Below are 16,817 nucleotides of genomic sequence, written 5' to 3'. Positions count from 1 at the left end.
GCTGCAAAGGGGGCGTACCGCTTACGGGTTCAGTCCCTTGCCGCGCAGCCACGCCATCGGGTCGATGCCGCTCGCGGATCCGCCGGAGTGGACTTCGAGGTGCAGGTGCGCGCCGGTGACGTTGCCGGTGGCGCCCACGCGGCCGATCACGTCGCCGGTGCTGACCTTCTGGCCGACGCTGACGCCGATGGAGGACTGGTGCGCGTACCAGATCTCGGTGCCGTCATCGAGGGTGAGGACGGTCTTGTAGCCGTACGAGCCGTTCCAGCCCGCCTCGGTGATCGTGCCGCTGTGCACGGCCTTGATCGGCGTGCCCGTGGGGGCGGCGAAGTCGAGGCCGGTGTGGTAGCCGGAGGACCAGTAGGCGCCGGCCTGGCCGAACGTCGAGGTGAGGGTGTACGAGGAGATCGGCAGCGTGAACTGCTTGGCGAGGGCGGCGAGCCGCTCGGCCTCGGCCTTCTTCCTGGCCTCCTCCTCCGCCTTCCTCTTCGCCTCGGCGGCCTTGGCCTTGGCTTCCTGCTCCGCCTTGGCGACCGCCTCCTTGGCCGCCTTCTCGGCGGCGGCCGCGGCGTCCTCGGCGGCCTTGGTCTCGATCTGCTCCTGCTGGTGCTCGACCTGCGCCATGATCCGAGCGCGCAGCGCGTCACCGGCCCCGGCACGGGCGCCGGACGTGTCCTGCGCGGTGTCCGCCGTGGCGGTGCCGAGGCTGCTGAGCGGGGTGGCGGAACCTTCGGGGGTGTCGTCGTCCGAAATGAGGGAACCCACCGAGGGCAGGTCCGGAACGGAGATGGACACCGGGGGCTTGCCGGTCTGGGCACTGGCGATGCCGCCGGCACCCACGGCAGCTATGACGCCGACGCCCAGGACGGTGGAGCTGCGGGCGAGACCTCCGCCGCGCTGCTTGGTGACGCGATGCCGGCCGCGGACGGGACGGATGGACTCCTCGGTGGGGTTCCACTCCTGGAACGGGCCCTCGTCGGTGCGCTGACCGCCGTAGCCGAAGGTGTCGGTGTCGCGCTTCGGCGCGTACGGGGCCGTGGGGGCAGGCCGGTTGGACGCCACGTGGGCGTACTCCTTTCCTTCCTTCTCGCCTACCGGGTTAGCTGACGGGTTCGGAGCAGGAAGGTCTCCTACGCGCGTATACCTGCCGTGCTTCCACGGTGGTATCCGCCCGATTCACCCCAAGTGGTGGTTCCCCGGTTCCCTTGCGGGATTCGGCGCGTGCGCACGGAGCCGCCTTCTGTGACGGCTGGGACGACCGCGCTGCGTTATCGAACGTTAATGGAGGCGCGGGGGGTATTCCAGCGGTTCCGCTTGATCATTAGCCTTTTTCGCGCGGACTTACCTGCCATGACCGGTTCAAATCGGGCGAGTTGACCATCATGCAGGTGACTGAACGTTTTTGACGGTGTGTCAGATGTTATGCGGAACGGGACGGTTCGCTCACCGACCGTAGCGAGCCACGGGGTGGACACCGGGAAAGCACCGAGGGCCGGAACCCTTTCGGATTCCGGCCCTCGGCCTTCAGTAGCGGGGACAGGATTTGAACCTGCGACCTCTGGGTTATGAGCCCAGCGAGCTACCGAGCTGCTCCACCCCGCGTCGTTGTGTTCACCAGTGTACGCCATCCGCGGGACCGCTCGCGCACACCCTCCGTCCGGCCCGTGCTCAGCGCGTCAGGTGGCGGTTCGGGGCCTTGGCCCGCTCCTCGTGTTCCGGCAGGACGAGGACCTCCACCCCCCGGGCCGCCAGCAGGCCGCTGCCGTCGGCGTCCGTCACGAAGGTGTCCGGCTCGCGCCAGGCCGTGACGACCCGCCGTACGCCCGCGTCGAGGATCAGCCGGGCGCAGGGCGCGGGCCGGGAGGCGCGGCGGGCGCACGGCTCCAGGCTGCTGTACACCGTCGCGCCGGGCAGGCGCGGGTCGGCCGGGTCGAGCTTCGCGAGGGCCGCCTCCTCGGCGTGCACCACCGCGTCGCCGCCCTCACGGGAGTGGCCGCGGGCCAGTTCCGTGCCGTCGGCGGCGACCACGACCGCACCCACGCTGAACGCCGTGTCCGACGGGGGGCAGCGCTCGGCCAGTTCACAGGCGAGGGCCAGCCAATGGTGGTCGGCGGCGGCGGGCAGGGGGCCGGTTCCCGGGGCGGTCGGCTCGTAGCGCATCAGGACGACGTCCTCGATCCGCCGCGACTCCAGCAGCCGGAGCCGGCCGCCCTGGTAGCCGCCCGGGCCGAAGAGCCGGGGCGCCCGGGGGTCGCCCACGAAGAGCGGGGCGAGGACCAGCTGGAGCTCGTCGGCCAGGCCCTGGGTGAGGAGCTGGGTGTGGATCAGGCCGCCACCCTCGACCATGAGCCGTCCCACGCCCCGCACGTCGTGCAGGTGCGTGAGCAGCCGCCGCCAGTCCAGTTCGGTGCCGAGCGGGACGACGTCGGCGGCGAGGCCGAGCGCACGGGCGCGTTCGGCGCCCTGGTCGGTCGTGTAGAGGAGCTTCTCGCCGCCGGTGTGCCAGAAGCGGGCGTCCGGGTCGAGGTCACCCGAGCCGCTGACCGTGACCTTGAGGGGGTACTCGGGCTTGCCCGCGGCCGTGCGGGCGGCCCGGCGCCGCTCCGAGTTCACCAGCAGGCGGGGGTTGTCGGCGCGGATGGTGCCGGCGCCGATCAGGATCGCGTCGACGCCGGCCCGGACCTCGTCGACCCGGTCGAAGTCGGCCGGGCTGGACAGCAGCAGGCGGTCGGGCCCGGTGTCGTCCAGGTAGCCGTCGAGGGAGACGGCGGCGGACAGCAGGACGTACGGGTGAGGCATCGGTGCTCCGCGGCTGGTCGGGACGGCGGGACGGACAGGGCTTGGTTCAAGTTTGAAACAAACCTACACTGGCGGCATGACGACTCGCTGGCTCACCCCCGAGGAGCAGCGCGCCTGGCGCGCCTACATGGCAGCCTCGCTGCTCCTGGAGGACGCGATCGACCGGCAGCTCCAGCAGGACGCCGGCATGCCGCACCTGTACTACTCCATCCTGTCCGTCCTGTCGGAGTCCCCGGAACGGCGGCTGCGCATGACCGATCTCGCCGAGCGGCTGAAGATCACCCGCAGCCGGCTGACGTACGCGGTCACGCGGCTGGAGAAGGACGGCATGCTGCGGCGCGAGGCCTGCCGGTACGACAAGCGCGGCAGCATCGCGGTGCTGACCGACGAGGGGTTCGCCGTGCTGGAGCGCGCGGCGCCCGGGCATGTCGAGACCGTGCGCAGCTCCCTGTTCGACCGGCTCAGCGAGGAGCAGGTGGGCCAGCTGGAGGAGATCTCCGCGGCGATCGCGCGGGGGCTCCAGGAGGAGGACGGGCCGCGGGCGGCGGCGGACGACGTGCCGTGGCGGCGGAGGTCCTCACCCACCTGTTCGTGACCCGCGTCACAGCGTCCGGCTTCGTCATTGCTTCAAATTTAAAGCACGAGTAGGGTTCCGACCGTGGATCTGCTTCAAATCTGAAGCAGTACGGCTGTGCAGCCGAACAGGAAACGGACCCCGGAGGCCCCGCATGCCCGACACCCCCGCCGTCGTCGCCACCCCGCGCTCACGCGTCCGGGTCCCGCTGCGCTTCCACGACGGCTACGAGGCGGACGCCGAGGTCGTCACCTTCCACGGGCTGGCCGACGGCCAGGAGCACGTGGCCGTGATCCTCGGAGAGCCCGGCCCGGTCCCGCTGGTGCGGCTGCACTCCGAGTGCCTGACCGGGGACGTGTTCGGCAGCGCCCGCTGCGACTGCGGCCCGCAGCTGCGCGAGGCGGTCGAGCGCATCGCCGAGCGCGGCGGTGTCCTGCTCTACCTGCGCCAGGAGGGCCGCGGCATCGGCCTCTACAACAAGCTCGACGCGTACGCCCTCCAGGACGAGGGGCTCGACACGTACGAGGCGAACGCGGCGCTGGGGCTGCCGGAGGACGCCCGCGACTACACGGCAGCGTCCCAGATGCTCCGGGCCCTGGGCATCGGTGAACTGGAGCTGCTCTCCAACAACCCCGACAAAGCCGACCAGTTGCGGTCTCTGGGCATCGACGTCCGCGACCGGGTCCCCACCGGCGTCTTCACCACCGCCCACAACGTCCGCTACCTGCGCGCGAAAGTCCTCCAGACCCAGCACACGCTGCCGCTCGCGGCGCTGGCGGAGCTCAACGCGGGCTGACCGGACGCCGGTCCGGACGGGTGCTGAACCGGGCTGCTTGCCCTTCGGTTCATCGGGTACAGCCTTTGCAAGAGGGCGACCTCATCAGTACCCGCGCTTTTATGGAAGTGACCGTTTCGTGACCGATCTCGACGGCCCCGGCCACCACCGGGCGAAGGGACCGGGCGAGGGCCCGGAGGCCGTCGCAGCGCAGATCACCGACGCTGTGGAGAGCCTGGTGGCGCTGTGGTCGGTCGCCGCCCAGGAGGCGTCCCTGCGGCTGTCACCGCACCAGTTGCGGGCGCTGCGCACCGTGCAGGCGGCGCCCGGGCTGAACCTGACGGCCCTGGCGGACGGCCTGGACATCGGCCTCCCCACGGCCAGCCGCCTCTGCGACCGTCTGGCCGCGGCCGGTCTGCTGGAACGGGTCCCGCATCCCGTCACCCGCCGCGAAGTGCAACTGTGGCTCACGACACACGGACAGCGGGTCCTGGACGACGTCGCCGTCCGCCGCGCCCAGGCCCTGACCGCGGCACTGGCGGCCATGAAGCCTGCCGAACGGGCGGCGCTGAGCAGGGGGTTGCGGGGCTTCCTGTCGGCCCGGGCCACGTTGCCGCCCGAGACCGGAAGCCCCGAGGACAGCTGAAGAAACCTGCCGGTTAGGGGCGGTCATGCCCCGAGTCGGCGCCGGTGGGGTGCCCGTGGGAGTGGGGCCCCTCGTCACTCCCGTCCCGGACAGGCGTCACGTGCCTGAGCCGTGGCGGCTTTCTCCTCCTGCGGTGAGGACCGCCACGCAGGTGTCGTCCCGGACCGGGCGGGCCGCGCTGCCCGCGTCACGGAGTACCACCGCGGCCGCCACCGCCGGGTCGCAGCCGGGCAGGACCCCGTCGTCGGGCGGCGTCCAGCGGCTGGGCAGGCCATCGCTGTGCAGCACCAGCAGACTGCCCGGGTGCCACGGCACGCGCTGCACGGGCACGGACGCCGGCGTCTGCGCGCCCACGATGCCGGGGTGGGACAGCAGCGGCTTCCACGCGCCGTCGGTCCGCAGCCGGGCACCGATGTTGCCGATCCCGGCGAAGCTCAACCGCTCTTCCCGCAGCTCCAGTTGGGCCACGGCGACGGCCGCGCCCCGGGTCGGGCGCAGGGCCCGGCCCAGACTCCGAAGGATCTCCACCGGCGGCAACTCGGCCAGGTCGCGCAGCTCCCGCACTGCCGCGGTGGAGGCCTCGGCGGCCTTCACCCCGTGGCCGAGCCCGTCGGCGAGCAGCAGGGTCAGACGATCGCCGCGGCGCACCCGGCCCCAGGCGTCCCCGGAGTGCTCGGCCCTGCCCAGGGGGACGTTGACGCCCCCGGCACGCGGCCCCGGCGGGGGCGGCCCCTGGTTGCGGACGGCCGGCTCGTGCCCGATCCGGGCCATCACGACGGTGCCCCGGCCCGGCGCGCTGTGCAGGTCGAAGTCGTTCGCTATGCGCCGGCACGTCCCGAGCCCGGCGCCCAGCGAGGCGGCGACGGTCGTGGTGTAGCCGTCGCGCATCGCCGCCGCGACGTCCGGGATGCCGGGTCCGTGGTCGAGCGAGACGAGCTGCACGACCGGCCGGCGGTCACCGTCGTGCGCGCGCTCGACGAGGTTGATCAGCACCCGCCCGCCCTCGGCGTGCCGCAGCAGGTTGGTCGCCAGTTCCGTCGCCACGAGCGCGGCGGTCGCGGTCCGGCTTGCGGGCAGGCCGGCGCAGGCGCTGGCCTCCTCGGCCGCCACCCGCACGTCCCGCACCCGCGTCGAGTCGTCCTCCACCGGCACGTCCCAGACCCTGCTCATCACGGCACCGTCCGGGAGGGCGGCACGACGGTGGCCCAGGCGGTGACGGTGACGGTGGTCCCCTCACCGGGCCGGCTGTCCACCTCGAACTCCTGCACCAGCCGCTTGGCGCCGCTCAGGCCGAGCCCGAGGCCGCCGCCGCTGGTGTAGCCGTCGGTGAGCGCCTGGTCCAGGTCGCGGATGCCGGGCCCGGTGTCGACGAAGGCCAGCCGCAGTCCGCGCGACGACCCGGCGTCCAGCGGGGTGATCTGCACATGGCCGCCCCCGCCGTGGACGAGGGTGTTGCGGGCCAGTTCGCTCGCCGCCGTGACGAGCTTCGTCTGCTGCACGAGCCCGAAGCCGAGCTCGGCTGCGGCCTGCCGGACCTGCTGCCGTACCCACGCCAGATCGGCGTCCGAGCCGATCGGCAGGCTGGCCGGACCGGCATGGCGGGAAGCCTGCATCATGGACTCCCCTCACCCCGGCGCGTGGTGACGCCGAGGAGCTCCATCGCACGTTCGACGTCCAGGGCCGTCCACAGACCGGGCAGGGTGAGCCCCAGCTCGACCAGGGTGATGGCCACGGCCGGGCGCATCCCGGCCAGTACCGTACGGGCCGCCAGCAGCTTGGCTCCGGCGGCGATCTCGGCCAGGACCCGGCCCAGGAACGAGTCGACGATCTCCACACCGGAGATGTCGATCACCACGCCGGTCACCCGGCTGTGCGAGATCCGGGCCGTGATGTCCTGCTGGAGCTGCTCGGCCATCCCGTCGTGCAGCTCCCCCTGGAGGGTGACCAGCAGGACGTCGCCCAGCTGGAGGACCGGCACGGTGAAGCCGTGTCCGCCCACGGGCCCGTGGCCCGCGATCCCGGTCACCGCGTGCCCGCGTCCGCCGCCGCGCCGACCGCCCTCAGTGGTGCGATCTCGACCCCCTGCTGGCTGAGCGCGTAGGCGAGCGCGTCGGCCAGGCTGGAGCGGGTGAGCACCGTGCCGAGATCGATGCCCAGGTGGACGATGGTCTGCGCGATCGCAGGCCGGATGCCGGAGACGATGCACTCGGCGCCCATCAGTCGCGCCGCCGCGACGGTCTTCATCAGGTGCTGGGCGACCAGCGAGTCGACCGTGGGCACGCCGGTGATGTCGAGGATGGCGTACCGGGCGCGCTCGGCGACGATCGCGTCCAGCAGGCTCTCCATGACGACCTGGCTGCGCGCGCTGTCCAGGGTGCCGATCAGCGGTACGGCGACGGTGCTCTCCCAGAGCTTGATCACCGGGGTGGCCACCTCGTGCAGCTGCTCGCGCTGCCGGGCGATCAGCTCCTCGCCCGCGCTGACCGTGGTCTCCATCACGACCAGGCGCAGGGTGCCCATGAGCACGGTCAGCGCCAGCACCGCCTCGTGCGCCTCGGGGGCGTCCGGTTCCGCGAACTCGGCGCGCAGCAGCTCGGTCGCCGGCTCGCGCAGCGCGGCGACCTCGTTGGCGACCCCGTCCGGGTCGGTGCCCGTGCGGGCACGGGACGCGGCCATGCGCCCCAACTGGTCGCGCACGGCCTCGAATCCGGACGCGCGGATGTCGTCCAGCCGCCCGGACGCCGCCACGGCCGCCAGCGCCGCGGCCACGGCCCGGCCCGCCTCCACCGCCTCGTCCCGGGACACGGTGAAGACCGTGCGGAACAGCGCGGCGTCCGCCCACCGTTGGGCGATCTGCTCCCGGCGCCGTTCCAGGAAGGCGCTCACCTGGTACGCGACCGGCTCCCGTTCCGCGTTCTCTTCCGACACCGACACTTGTATCGCTCCCTTGCACGGGCCGGACCGAGGTCACGCGAGGCGCCTCAGCCGTTACTTGCCGTATGACAAACATTAGTGCCGACCGACGGCACCATCAAACAACCGCTCTCCGCTGCCCCTGACCTGCGCCTGCCCCATCCCTTACCGCCCACGCCAGTCCAGACACACCACGAGGGCGTCGTCGTCCGGGGTGGACCGGCCGCGGTGGCCCGTCAGTTCGCGCAGGACGGCCCGGGGCACCTCGGCCGCCGGCAGCAGCCGGGTCGACTGGATCGCCCGGGCCAGGGCGGCGTCCCCGTAGGCCTCGCCGCCCGGGGAGGCCACGCCGTAGACCCCGTCGCTGACGAAGACCAGCCGGTCGCCCGGCTCGACCCGGAACTCCTGGATCACGTAGTCGGTCTCCTCGAACATGCCGAGCGGCAGCTGGGCGTCGAACGGCACCCGCTCCACCGTGCCCCGGCGCAGCCGCAGCATCTGCGGCGACCCGGCGTCCACCGCGCGCACCCGCCCGGTGGCCAGGTCGAAGTCGAGCATCAGCACGGACAGGTAGCAGCGGCCCCGGTAGTGGGCGTACACCGCCTGGTCGGCCAGGGCCGCCTGGTCGTCGATGGACAGCCCGGCCCGGCGGGCGTTGCGCAGCGCGTTGATCGCCAGGTTCGTCAAGAGGGAGGCCTCTATGCCCTCACCCATGCCGTTGGTGACGTAGAGGCTGAGCCGGTCGGCGGAGGCGGACCAGTCGAAGTTGTCACCGAAGATCGCGTACGCCGGCTCCAGTTGTGCGCCCAGCTCGTACTCCGGGCGGGCGCAGGAGCGACCGGGCAGCAGCTGCCACTGCATCTCGGCGGCCAGCGTGAGCCGGTCCCGGCGGCGCGCCTGGAGGTACAGGTCGGTGTCCCGCTCGGCCACGACGACCTCGTGCCCGAGCACTTCGGCGATCTCGGCCAGCTCGTCCAGACAGTTCTCGGCATGCTCCGCGCCCGGCAGGGTCACCGTCAGCACGCCTAGGCGGTCGCCGCGCACGGTGACGGGCAGGTGCGCCCGTACGAGATCACCCGACGGGATCTCCAGGTACGGCTGCTGCGCGCCGAAGGCCCGGCCCGCCGGGCTGTTGTGCACGGACACCGGCTGCAGTGTGTGCGGGAGCTCGGAGACCGGCTGAAGCACCGTCAGTCCGTAGTCGGCCAGGAAAAGCTCGACGGAGTCCGCCGCGTACTGATCGGTCAGTACACGACGGACCGCGTCCAGCAGTCGATGGGGCGCCGCCGTGCGCAGGGCGCGCTCAGCGGCCACGAATCTGCTCGTGATCGTGCTCACGGTGGTCCTTCACCATCCTCGACAGGACGCCGACGCGTCCGTGGAAACGGGTTCTTGTCCATGGGGGCCGGGAGGGGCCGGGAGGGGCCGGGAAGCGGGTCTGGTCCCGGGCGGTTCACTCCGCGCCTAGTACGCTGACGGCCATCCCGGTGCCTGCGAGAGTGTGACTGTGACTTCCCTCCGACCCCGCCCTGAGCCGACCGAGGTCGCCCGTGTGACCTCCACGGCGGCGGAGTTGCTGGAAGTCCTGTGGGGCCGGGCCTCGACCGCGCCCGCCTCCGCGTCCCAGCTGCGGCTGCTGCTCATCCTCGAGCACCACGAGGGCATCAATCTGCGTACGCTCGCCGACTCCCTCGCCTCCACACCGCCCTCGACCAGCCGGCTGTGCGACCGGCTGCAGGCGGCCGGGTTCGTCGAGCGCGAGGTCAGTCCGGCCGACCGGCGCGAGGTGCGCCTGCACCTCAGCGGCCGGGGCCGCGCCTTCCTGGACGACCTGCGCCTGCGCCGGGAGCAGGCGCTGCGCGCGGTGCTCGACCAGATGCCCGCGGCGAAGCGGGCGGCGCTGCTGCAGGGGCTGGAGGCGTTCTGCGACGCGGCGGCGGCCCAGATACACGACGACTCCGAAGACTCCCGATCGTCCGGCACCCGGACTGCCTGACCTACGTGCCGCCGCCGCACGGAATCGGACCTTCCGGCCTCTTCCCTGCGCGCGCTCGGCACGCCTAGGCTGTTGCCCTCCACCTATAGTTGTCAAACGACAACTGTCCGCTCCGCGCGCTTCCCGGTCCTCTCTCGCGCACTCCACCGCCCACCCTCCCTGCCCGTACCTTTGCAGTACCGGTCCGGGTACCCCGCCACCGCCTCGACCTGCGCCGACTGTGGTCAACGTCTCGCCGGGGCATATGCAGGGCATGACCGCGGCGAGGGCGGGTAACGGCGCTTGAGGTGGCCTGTCGGGGGATCGGAGCGGGCCGGACTGACAGGGAGGGCCCGTGACGGCGACCATGCGCATCGACACGACGACGGATTCCGCCACCTACACCGGTGAGGAGCTGCCGCAGATCGCCGAGCCTCAGAAGCTGGCCCCGCAGGACGCGCGCGAGCTGACCGGGCAGTTCCTCGACCGGCTCGCCGTGCTCGAGGAAGGCACGCCCGAATACCAGTACACCCGCAACACGCTCATCGAGATGAACATGTCGCTGGTGCGTTTCGCGGCCCGCCGGTTCCGCAGCAGTGGCCAGTCGATGGAAGACGTCGTCCAGGTGGGCGTCATCGGGCTGATCAAGGCCATCGACCGCTTCGAGGTCTCCCGCGAGGTGCAGTTCACCAGTTTCGCGGTGCCGTACATCATCGGCGAGATCAAGCGGTTCTTCCGGGACACGTCCTGGGCCGTGCACGTGCCGCGCCGGCTGCAGGAGGCCCGCACGGAACTCGCCAAGGCCACCGAGGAACTGGCCTCCCGCCTCGGCCGCGCGCCGAGAGTCTCCGAACTGGCCGCCCTGATGAACCTGTCCGAGGAGCAGGTCGTCGAGGCTCAGATCGCCGCCAACGGCTACGTGTCCTCCTCGCTCGACGCTACGGTCACCGGCGACCCGGACGAGAGCGAGACGACCCTGTCGGAGTTCATCGGCGAGGAGGACCCCGCCCTCGAACTCGTCGAGGACTTCCACGCCCTGGCCCCCCTGGTCGCCGAACTCGACGAGCGCCAGCGCCTCATCCTCCACCTGCGCTTCGTGGAGGAGCTGACCCAGGCGGAGATCGGCGCCCGACTCGGCATCTCGCAGATGCACGTCTCCCGGCTGATCTCGCGCACGGTGGCTCGGCTGCGCTCGGGGATGCTCACCACCGGCTGACCCGGCCCCCACAACGACAAGAGCCCCGGTCCGGATGATCTCCGGACCGGGGCTTTCCCGTAGGCCCTGTGGGACTCGAACCCACAACCAATGGATTAAAAGTCCACTGCTCTGCCAATTGAGCTAAGGGCCCAGGCGATGTTGCCCCCACGAGCATAGCCGGACGACGCCGCGTTCCCGATCGGGTATCCCTCCCGGCCGTGGCGAAGTGACGAACAGGGCCGATCAGGGCCGTGGAACGACCGGTTCGGGTGGGTCCGCGCCGCCCCGGCGGAGTCCGTGCCCCTACGACAGAGCGCCGTGGCCCGCCCGTTGGGAGGGGGCCACGGCGCTCCTCATGCGCTGATGTCAGCCGTTGCGCTTCCAGCGCGGCTTGTCCTCGCGGCGCTGGAACGAGCCGCCGCCGCGGTGGTCGTCACGACGGCCGTAGGGGCGGTCGTGGCCCGGGCGGTCGTGGCCCGGGCGGTCGTGTCCGCCGGAGCGGAAGCCCGGACGGTCGTCACGGCGGTCACGGTTGAAGGGGCGGTCGCTGCCCCGGTGCCCACCGCGCTCGTCCCGGCGGAAGCCGCCGCGGTCACGGTCGCGGTTGAAGCCGCCCCGGTCGTCACGGCGCTCGAACGAACGGCCGCCACGGTCGTCACGACGCTCGAACGAACGGCCACCCCGGTCACCCCGGTCGTCGCGGCGGAAGCCACCGCGATCGCCCCGGTCGCCACGGTCGGCCCGGTCGTCCCGGCGGAAGCCACCGCGGTCACGGTCGCGGTCGCGGTCGAAGGAACGGCCACCGCGGTCGCGGTCACGGTCGCGGTTGAAGCCGCCCCGGTCGTCACGACGCTCGAAGGAACGGCCGCCACGGTCGTCACGACGCTCGAACGAACGGCCACCCCGGTCACCACGGTCGCCTCGGTCGTCGCGGCGGAAGCCACCGCGCTCGTCGCGCCGCTCCCGGCGCTCGTACGGGGCGGAGGACTCGGGGCGCTCCTCGCGCTCCACGTCCTTCGCGGTCGGCTGCTCGGGCACCGACACCTCGACGGCGGCCACGGCCTCGCCGCTCTCCCCGGCCGCCACGGCCGCGGGCTCCTCGCCCCGCTCGCGCGCCACCCGCGCCAGCAGCCGGTCGGACTCCTCGCGCAGCTCGTTCGCACGCCGCTGCGCCCGCTCCAGCTCCTTGGTGAGCTGGGCGACCTCGCGCTCGGCCTGCTGCGCGGCGTTGCCCACGGACTCGGCCTGCACCTCGGTCATCGACCGGGCACCGGTGATCTCGGCGACCTCCGGGTCGAAGGCGCCGGCGCCCTGGATGATGTGGCGCGAGGCGTCGACGCCCGCGTCCTCCATCAGCCGGAAGATCTGACGCCGCTGGTGCGGCAGCGACAGGGACACGACCGTGCCGGAGCGGCCCGCGCGAGCGGTACGGCCGGAGCGGTGCAGGTAGTCCTTGTGGTCGCCGGCCGGGTCGACGTTCAGCACCAGGTCGATGCCGTCGACGTGGATGCCGCGCGCGGCGACGTCGGTGGCGACGAGCACGTTGACGTACCCGTCCTTGAAGTCGGCCAGGGTCCGCGTCCGCGCGCCCTGGGTCATGCCGCCGTGCAGCGCGTCGGCCTTCACCCCGGCGTCGCGCAGCTGCTCGGCGACGCGGTCGGCGCCCAGCTGGGTGCGGACGAAGATGATCGTGCGGCCCTTGCGGGAGGCGATCGCGGCGGTGACCGGCGCCTTGTCCTTGGGCTTCACGATGAGGATGTGGTGCGACATGGTCGTCACGGCACCCTGGGCGGCGTCGACCTGGTGGCTGACCGGCTCGTTCAGGTACCGGTCGACGAGAGTCTTGATCTCGTTCTCCATGGTCGCGGAGAAGAGCATCCGCTGACCGCCCGCGGGGATCTGGTCGAGCAGCTCCGTCACCTCGGGCATGAAGCCCAGGTCGGACATCTGGTCGGCCTCGTCGAGCACGGCGATCTGCACGTTCTCCAGCGAGCAGGCGCCGCGGTTGATGATGTCGCGCAGGCGGCCCGGGGTGGCGACCAGGATGTCGACGCCCTTCTCCAGGGCGTAGATCTGGTTGCCCATGGACGTACCGCCGCAGACGACCTTCATCTTCAGGCCGAGGACGTCGCCGTAGGGCTGGAGCGCGTCGGCGACCTGCATGGCGAGCTCACGCGTGGGGGTCAGGATGACGGCGCGCGGCTTGTGCTTCTCGGTCCGGCCGCCGGCCAGCGTGGCCAGGGTGGGCAGACCGAACGACAGGGTCTTGCCGGAGCCGGTGCGGCCACGGCCGAGGATGTCCTTGCCGGCCAGGGCGTCCGGGATGGTCGCGGCCTGGATCGGGAAGGGGGTGGTCACGCCGTTCTGGGCGAGCTTGCGCACGACGCCCTCGGGCAGACCGAGGTCCGCGAAGGTGACCTCGGGAGCGTCCTCGGCCGCCTCGTTCTCGGGCACGACGACGTGATCAGTACTGGTAATGGACATGCGAATGCGAAACCTTCCGGAGTCTCAGTCGGCACGCGCCCGTCAACTCCGTGATTCGCGATTCGCAATACGACCGCCTCAATGCGGTCCACCACGGCAAGGGAGAGTACGCGCCACACGGCGCGCTCTGCTGTGGCGCCGGGCAAGATGGGATCAAACGATCTGCCACCATACGCACTCCGGGCCCCGTAAGGCAAACCGGACTGTGCAGGCGACAGCGGGCCACCGCCCGACGGCCGGGCGGCTTCCGTCACGGTGCAACCGCCTTCCGGCGAGGGATGTTCCCACCCCGGAAGAAATGTGTCCCGCGCCACCCGCGCACCCCCTGGGCCTCTGGCCGGTCGTTCGCGTCGGTCGTGGGGAAGCACCGGCACCTCGCGCCCGCTATCCGCTCCGGATGACGGGCCTAGGCCGGTGCCCCCGCCTCCGGTGCCGGTTCCCGCTGCGCGAGCTGCGGTCCCGGCGGCTCGTGGGCCGACGACGACGGCTCCGGCGTCGGCTCGGGAGACGACGTCGGCTGCTGCGGAGTGGGAGTGGGCTCGGGGTCGGCGGTCCGGGTGGGCGTCGACTGCGCCGGCGGCTTCGGCGTCGGCCGGGCCGTGTTCCCCGGCGTGTCACGCCCCGGCGCGGCCGGGCTCGCCTCGGCGCTCGGCGACGTCTCGGGAGCCGCCGACTCCCCGCCACCGCCCTTGCCCTTGCCGCCCTTCTTGCCTTTCCTGCCCTTGCCGTGCCCCCGCTCGCCGTCGGGCCCGGCCGCGCCCGGCCCGGCGCCGCCCCCGGACACCCCCGGCCCGCCGTCGGGCGCGTCGCCGGCCCGCTGCCCGGCGGAGTGCGACGGCTTGACGCTCCCGCCCGCGTCGTCGTCGCCGACACTCATGCAGCCGGCGGCAGCGGCGACCGCCACGACCGTGGCGGCCAGTCGGACGGGTACGTACAAGGGGCGCACGGTGCCACCTCCGGAAGGGGTGAGGGAGTCAACATGTCCAACTCCCGCCGCCCACAAGAGGACACGCGCCCCGTATTCACAACCCGGTCAGCCGTAGCCCAGGGCGTGAAGGCGCTCGTCGTCGATGCCGAAGTGGTGCGCGATCTCATGCACCACGGTGATCTCCGTCTCCGCGACCACGTCCTCCCGCGACTCGCACATCCGCAGCGTCGGGTTCCGGTACACGGTGATGCGGTCCGGCAGCACACCCGCGTACCACTCGCCCCGATCGGTCAGCGGAGTCCCCTCGTACAGCCCGAGCAGCTCGGGATCGTCCGCGGGCGGTTCGTCCTCGACGAACACCGCGACGTTGTCCATCAGTCGCGTCAACTCCGGCGGGATCCGGTCGAGCGCCTCGGCGACCAGCTCCTCGAACTCCTCGCGCGTCATCTCCAGCACAGGCCCATTGTCGGCCACGACCCCGCCGGACGAGAGCCTCCCGGCGCCGCATATCCCGCCGCCGACTTGGGCATACGGGACCAATGGCCCGCGTCCCCGCCGCAGTCCTGAGTGTCCTGAACCCGATCCGCAAGGCCCCCCACAGCCTCGCCCGCCGCTATCGCTCCCGCCAGGCGCCCACCACGATCGAACTCGTGGCGCAGCCGCACCCGTGGACGCGTGCCGTGGGACTCGTGGCCGTCGTGCTGTGCGGCGCGTGGCTGGGACTGCTGGTCGTGGGCAACGTCCGGGTCCCGGTCGGCCCCATGGACACCACGATGACGCTGCGCCCGTCGTTCACCGGCGGCACCCGGATCAACATCTCGCCCCTCGGTGCCCTGCAACTGGACAGCCACATCGCGCCCGTCCGTCTGGACGTGAACGTCGACCAGCTCGATCCCGACCGCTCCCAGGCCCTCGTGGACCACCCCGAACGCCTCTCCGGCCTCCAGGACGAGGTCACCCAGGACGTCGGCCGCGGCACCCTCGACCTGGCCGTGCGCTCCGGTGTCGCCGTCGTCGCCGGGGCCACCGCCCTCGGTCTGGCCGTCTACCGCCGCCCGCGCCGCGCCCTGGCCGCCGGCGGCCTGGCCCTCACTCTCCTCGCCGCCTCGGGCGGCACGGCGTACGCCACCTGGCGCCCCGACTCCGTTCTGGAGCCCAAGTTCTCCGGCCTGCTCACCTCGGCCCCCTCCCTGGTCGGCAACGCGCGCAGCATCGTCACGGAATTCGACGTCTACCAGAAGGAGTTGGCCCGCCTGGTCACCAACGTGACCAAGCTCTACGACGCCACCTCGACGCTCCCCGCCTACGCGCCCGACCCCTCCACGATCCGGGTCCTGCACGTCTCCGACATCCATCTGAACCCGGCGAGCTGGAAGATCATCGCCTCGCTCGTGGAGCAGTACGAGGTCGACGTGATCGTCGACTCGGGCGACACGATGGACCACGGCACCGCGGCCGAGAACGGCTTCCTTGACCCCATCGAGGACCTCGGGGCCCCCTACGTCTGGGTCCGCGGCAACCACGACTCGATGATCACCCAGCGCTATATGCAGGACCTGAAGAACGTCCACGTCCTGGACGACGGCACGGCACAGACGATCAAGGGCCTGCGCTTCGCGGGCATCGGCGATCCGCAGTTCACCCCCGACCGCTCGCAGCAGACCGGCGCCCGGCAGTCCCAGGAACTGGCCGGTGCCCGGCTGGCCACGGCCCTGCGCGACCAGAGCACGGCCGGCACTCCGGTGGACGTCGCCGTCGTCCACGAGCCCTCCGCCGCCCGCGAGGTCGACGGCGAGGTGCCCCTGGCCCTGTCGGGCCACCTGCACCACGACGAGATGGAGATGCTGCCGTACGGCACCCGGCTGCGCATCGAGGGCTCCACGGGCGGCAGCGGACTGCGCGCCATCGAGGGCAGGCATCCCGATCCCATCGAGGCGTCGATCCTGTACTTCGACCGGGACACCCGCCGCCTCCAGGCCTGGGACGAGATCGAACTGGGCGGCCTCGGCCTCACGACGGCGGAGGTCAGCCGCCACCTCCCGGAGGAGAACCAGCCCGGCGCGACCCCCTCGCCCGGCACCCCCACGGAGGGCACCCCGCCGACCTCGCCCTGAACCGTTTTGGCGATAGCTACCGCCATCCCATATGCTTCTCACGTCCCCGACGCGCTGAGAAGCGCGCAGGCGGGCCGATAGCCCTCATCGTCTAGCGGCCTAGGACGCCGCCCTTTCAAGGCGGTAGCACGGGTTCGAATCCCGTTGGGGGCACGCACCACCCTGTGCGACACTGTCGTACGAAGCTTGGTCCTGTGGAGCAGTTTGGAGTGCTCGCCACCCTGTCAAGGTGGAGGCCGCGGGTTCAAATCCCGTCAGGACCGCTGAGGTTTCACGTGAAACCTCGTGGCTGGGTAGCTCAGTTGGTACGAGCGTCCGCCTGAAAAGCGGAAGGTCGCCGGTTCGACCCCGGCCCCAGCCACAACCGCCCTCACCAGGGCCTGAGCCCCTCTCCGGGATTCCGGAGAGGGG

General features: G+C 71.9%; 16 protein-coding genes, 5 tRNA genes and 1 riboswitch. Of the genes, 9 read left to right on the top strand and 12 right to left on the bottom strand.

The genetic code is table 11. The features are described from left to right. Nucleotides 1–21: 21 nt before the first annotated feature. The 3 genes from ACFZDI_RS24420 to ACFZDI_RS24410 form a co-directional block, all read right to left on the bottom strand. On the bottom strand, nt 22–1,062 hold the full coding sequence (locus tag ACFZDI_RS24420; RefSeq protein WP_391253196.1) for a peptidoglycan DD-metalloendopeptidase family protein: 1,041 nt from the start codon (nt 1,060–1,062) through the stop codon (nt 22–24). A gap of 11 nt (nt 1,063–1,073) precedes the next feature. After that, nucleotides 1,074–1,230: riboswitch (cyclic di-AMP (ydaO/yuaA leader) on the bottom strand. A gap of 298 nt (nt 1,231–1,528) precedes the next feature. After that, a tRNA-Met gene (locus ACFZDI_RS24415) sits at nt 1,529–1,602 on the bottom strand. 66 nt (nt 1,603–1,668) lie between these two features. Next, the gene (locus tag ACFZDI_RS24410; RefSeq protein WP_391253194.1) at nt 1,669–2,799 is read right to left on the bottom strand and encodes a dihydrofolate reductase family protein; all 1,131 of its coding nucleotides are present in this window, start codon (nt 2,797–2,799) and stop codon (nt 1,669–1,671) included. 76 nt (nt 2,800–2,875) lie between these two features. Here ACFZDI_RS24410 and ACFZDI_RS24405 point away from each other — a divergent pair, with 76 nt between their 5' ends. From ACFZDI_RS24405 to ACFZDI_RS24395, 3 genes are all read left to right on the top strand, one after another. After that, the gene (locus ACFZDI_RS24405; protein WP_234849424.1) at nt 2,876–3,394 is read left to right on the top strand and encodes a MarR family winged helix-turn-helix transcriptional regulator; all 519 of its coding nucleotides are present in this window, start codon (nt 2,876–2,878) and stop codon (nt 3,392–3,394) included. A gap of 133 nt (nt 3,395–3,527) precedes the next feature. Next, the gene (ribA, locus tag ACFZDI_RS24400; RefSeq protein WP_391253192.1) at nt 3,528–4,169 is read left to right on the top strand and encodes a GTP cyclohydrolase II RibA; all 642 of its coding nucleotides are present in this window, start codon (nt 3,528–3,530) and stop codon (nt 4,167–4,169) included. A 118-nt stretch (nt 4,170–4,287) separates the two neighbouring features. Continuing rightward, on the top strand, nt 4,288–4,794 hold the full coding sequence (locus ACFZDI_RS24395) for a MarR family transcriptional regulator (RefSeq protein ID WP_391253190.1): 507 nt from the start codon (nt 4,288–4,290) through the stop codon (nt 4,792–4,794). Between the two features lie 96 nt (nt 4,795–4,890). Here the strand turns inward: ACFZDI_RS24395 and ACFZDI_RS24390 are convergent, their stop codons facing one another. The 5 genes from ACFZDI_RS24390 to ACFZDI_RS24370 all read right to left on the bottom strand — a co-directional run bounded on the left by ACFZDI_RS24390 (nt 4,891) and on the right by ACFZDI_RS24370 (nt 9,045). After that, nucleotides 4,891–5,964: an ATP-binding SpoIIE family protein phosphatase gene (locus ACFZDI_RS24390; RefSeq protein ID WP_234849427.1), complete on the bottom strand. Its 1,074-nt coding sequence runs from the start codon at nt 5,962–5,964 to the stop codon at nt 4,891–4,893. After that, nucleotides 5,964–6,407 carry an anti-sigma regulatory factor gene (locus ACFZDI_RS24385; RefSeq protein WP_234849436.1) on the bottom strand — a complete coding sequence of 148 codons (444 nt, stop codon included), beginning with the start codon at nt 6,405–6,407 and terminating at the stop codon, nt 5,964–5,966. The genes ACFZDI_RS24390 and ACFZDI_RS24385 overlap by 1 nt, the downstream gene beginning before the upstream one ends. Further along, complete coding sequence (locus tag ACFZDI_RS24380) at nt 6,407–6,820, bottom strand: STAS domain-containing protein (RefSeq protein WP_234849428.1); 414 nt, start codon at nt 6,818–6,820, stop codon at nt 6,407–6,409. Before ACFZDI_RS24380 ends, ACFZDI_RS24385 begins: the two co-directional genes overlap by 1 nt. Beyond that, nucleotides 6,817–7,728 (bottom strand): STAS domain-containing protein, encoded by a 912-nt coding sequence (locus tag ACFZDI_RS24375; RefSeq protein ID WP_234849429.1) that lies wholly within the window; start codon nt 7,726–7,728, stop codon nt 6,817–6,819. The genes ACFZDI_RS24380 and ACFZDI_RS24375 overlap by 4 nt, the downstream gene beginning before the upstream one ends. A gap of 144 nt (nt 7,729–7,872) precedes the next feature. Then, a complete protein-coding gene (locus ACFZDI_RS24370; RefSeq protein ID WP_234849430.1) occupies nt 7,873–9,045 on the bottom strand; it encodes a PP2C family protein-serine/threonine phosphatase in 1,173 nt (390 codons plus the stop codon). A 163-nt stretch (nt 9,046–9,208) separates the two neighbouring features. Here ACFZDI_RS24370 and ACFZDI_RS24365 point away from each other — a divergent pair, with 163 nt between their 5' ends. Further along, a complete protein-coding gene (locus tag ACFZDI_RS24365) occupies nt 9,209–9,703 on the top strand; it encodes a MarR family transcriptional regulator (protein ID WP_234849431.1) in 495 nt (164 codons plus the stop codon). Nucleotides 9,704–10,049: 346 nt separating this feature from the next. Continuing rightward, entirely contained in the window at nt 10,050–10,898 is an 849-nt protein-coding gene (locus ACFZDI_RS24360; protein WP_391253242.1) for a SigB/SigF/SigG family RNA polymerase sigma factor, read from the top strand. A gap of 60 nt (nt 10,899–10,958) precedes the next feature. On the opposite strand, the gene ACFZDI_RS24355 is transcribed toward ACFZDI_RS24360, so the two are convergent. The 4 genes from ACFZDI_RS24355 to ACFZDI_RS24340 all read right to left on the bottom strand — a co-directional run bounded on the left by ACFZDI_RS24355 (nt 10,959) and on the right by ACFZDI_RS24340 (nt 14,748). Beyond that, nucleotides 10,959–11,031, bottom strand: a tRNA-Lys gene (locus tag ACFZDI_RS24355). Nucleotides 11,032–11,246: 215 nt separating this feature from the next. Then, complete coding sequence (locus ACFZDI_RS24350; protein ID WP_391253187.1) at nt 11,247–13,364, bottom strand: DEAD/DEAH box helicase; 2,118 nt, start codon at nt 13,362–13,364, stop codon at nt 11,247–11,249. Between the two features lie 406 nt (nt 13,365–13,770). Then, nucleotides 13,771–14,310, bottom strand: a complete 540-nt coding sequence (locus tag ACFZDI_RS24345) for a hypothetical protein (RefSeq protein ID WP_234849434.1) — start codon at nt 14,308–14,310, stop codon at nt 13,771–13,773. 87 nt (nt 14,311–14,397) lie between these two features. Then, nucleotides 14,398–14,748 (bottom strand): metallopeptidase family protein, encoded by a 351-nt coding sequence (locus ACFZDI_RS24340; protein ID WP_031137833.1) that lies wholly within the window; start codon nt 14,746–14,748, stop codon nt 14,398–14,400. Nucleotides 14,749–14,831: 83 nt separating this feature from the next. Between ACFZDI_RS24340 and ACFZDI_RS24335 the strand changes: the two genes are divergently transcribed. The 4 genes from ACFZDI_RS24335 to ACFZDI_RS24320 all read left to right on the top strand — a co-directional run bounded on the left by ACFZDI_RS24335 (nt 14,832) and on the right by ACFZDI_RS24320 (nt 16,767). After that, on the top strand, nt 14,832–16,406 hold the full coding sequence (locus ACFZDI_RS24335) for a metallophosphoesterase (protein WP_234849435.1): 1,575 nt from the start codon (nt 14,832–14,834) through the stop codon (nt 16,404–16,406). 80 nt (nt 16,407–16,486) lie between these two features. Then, a tRNA-Glu gene (locus ACFZDI_RS24330) sits at nt 16,487–16,559 on the top strand. A gap of 35 nt (nt 16,560–16,594) precedes the next feature. Next, nucleotides 16,595–16,669 (top strand) — tRNA-Asp (locus tag ACFZDI_RS24325). 24 nt (nt 16,670–16,693) lie between these two features. After that, nucleotides 16,694–16,767: transfer RNA gene (locus ACFZDI_RS24320), tRNA-Phe, on the top strand. Nucleotides 16,768–16,817 lie beyond the last annotated feature (50 nt).

The organism is Streptomyces sp. NPDC007907, from assembly GCF_042959365.1.
GTDB lineage: Bacteria > Actinomycetota > Actinomycetes > Streptomycetales > Streptomycetaceae > Streptomyces > Streptomyces indiaensis.
The sequence above is the reverse complement of the archived record's forward strand: the minus strand, read 5'-3'. Positions and strand labels throughout refer to the sequence as shown.

Excerpts from the sequence above, each read along its gene's own strand:
- ACFZDI_RS24410 (WP_391253194.1), bottom strand. The coding sequence starts at position 2,799 with ATGCCTCACCCGTACGTCCTGCTGTCCGCCGCCGTCTCCCTCGACGGC.
- ACFZDI_RS24405 (WP_234849424.1), top strand. The coding sequence starts at position 2,876 with ATGACGACTCGCTGGCTCACCCCCGAGGAGCAGCGCGCCTGGCGCGCC.
- ribA (WP_391253192.1), top strand. The coding sequence starts at position 3,528 with ATGCCCGACACCCCCGCCGTCGTCGCCACCCCGCGCTCACGCGTCCGG.
- ACFZDI_RS24390 (WP_234849427.1), bottom strand. The coding sequence starts at position 5,964 with ATGAGCAGGGTCTGGGACGTGCCGGTGGAGGACGACTCGACGCGGGTG.
- ACFZDI_RS24385 (WP_234849436.1), bottom strand. The coding sequence starts at position 6,407 with ATGCAGGCTTCCCGCCATGCCGGTCCGGCCAGCCTGCCGATCGGCTCG.
- ACFZDI_RS24360 (WP_391253242.1), top strand. The coding sequence starts at position 10,050 with ATGCGCATCGACACGACGACGGATTCCGCCACCTACACCGGTGAGGAG.
- ACFZDI_RS24350 (WP_391253187.1), bottom strand. The coding sequence starts at position 13,364 with ATGTCCATTACCAGTACTGATCACGTCGTCGTGCCCGAGAACGAGGCG.
- ACFZDI_RS24335 (WP_234849435.1), top strand. The coding sequence starts at position 14,832 with ATGGCCCGCGTCCCCGCCGCAGTCCTGAGTGTCCTGAACCCGATCCGC.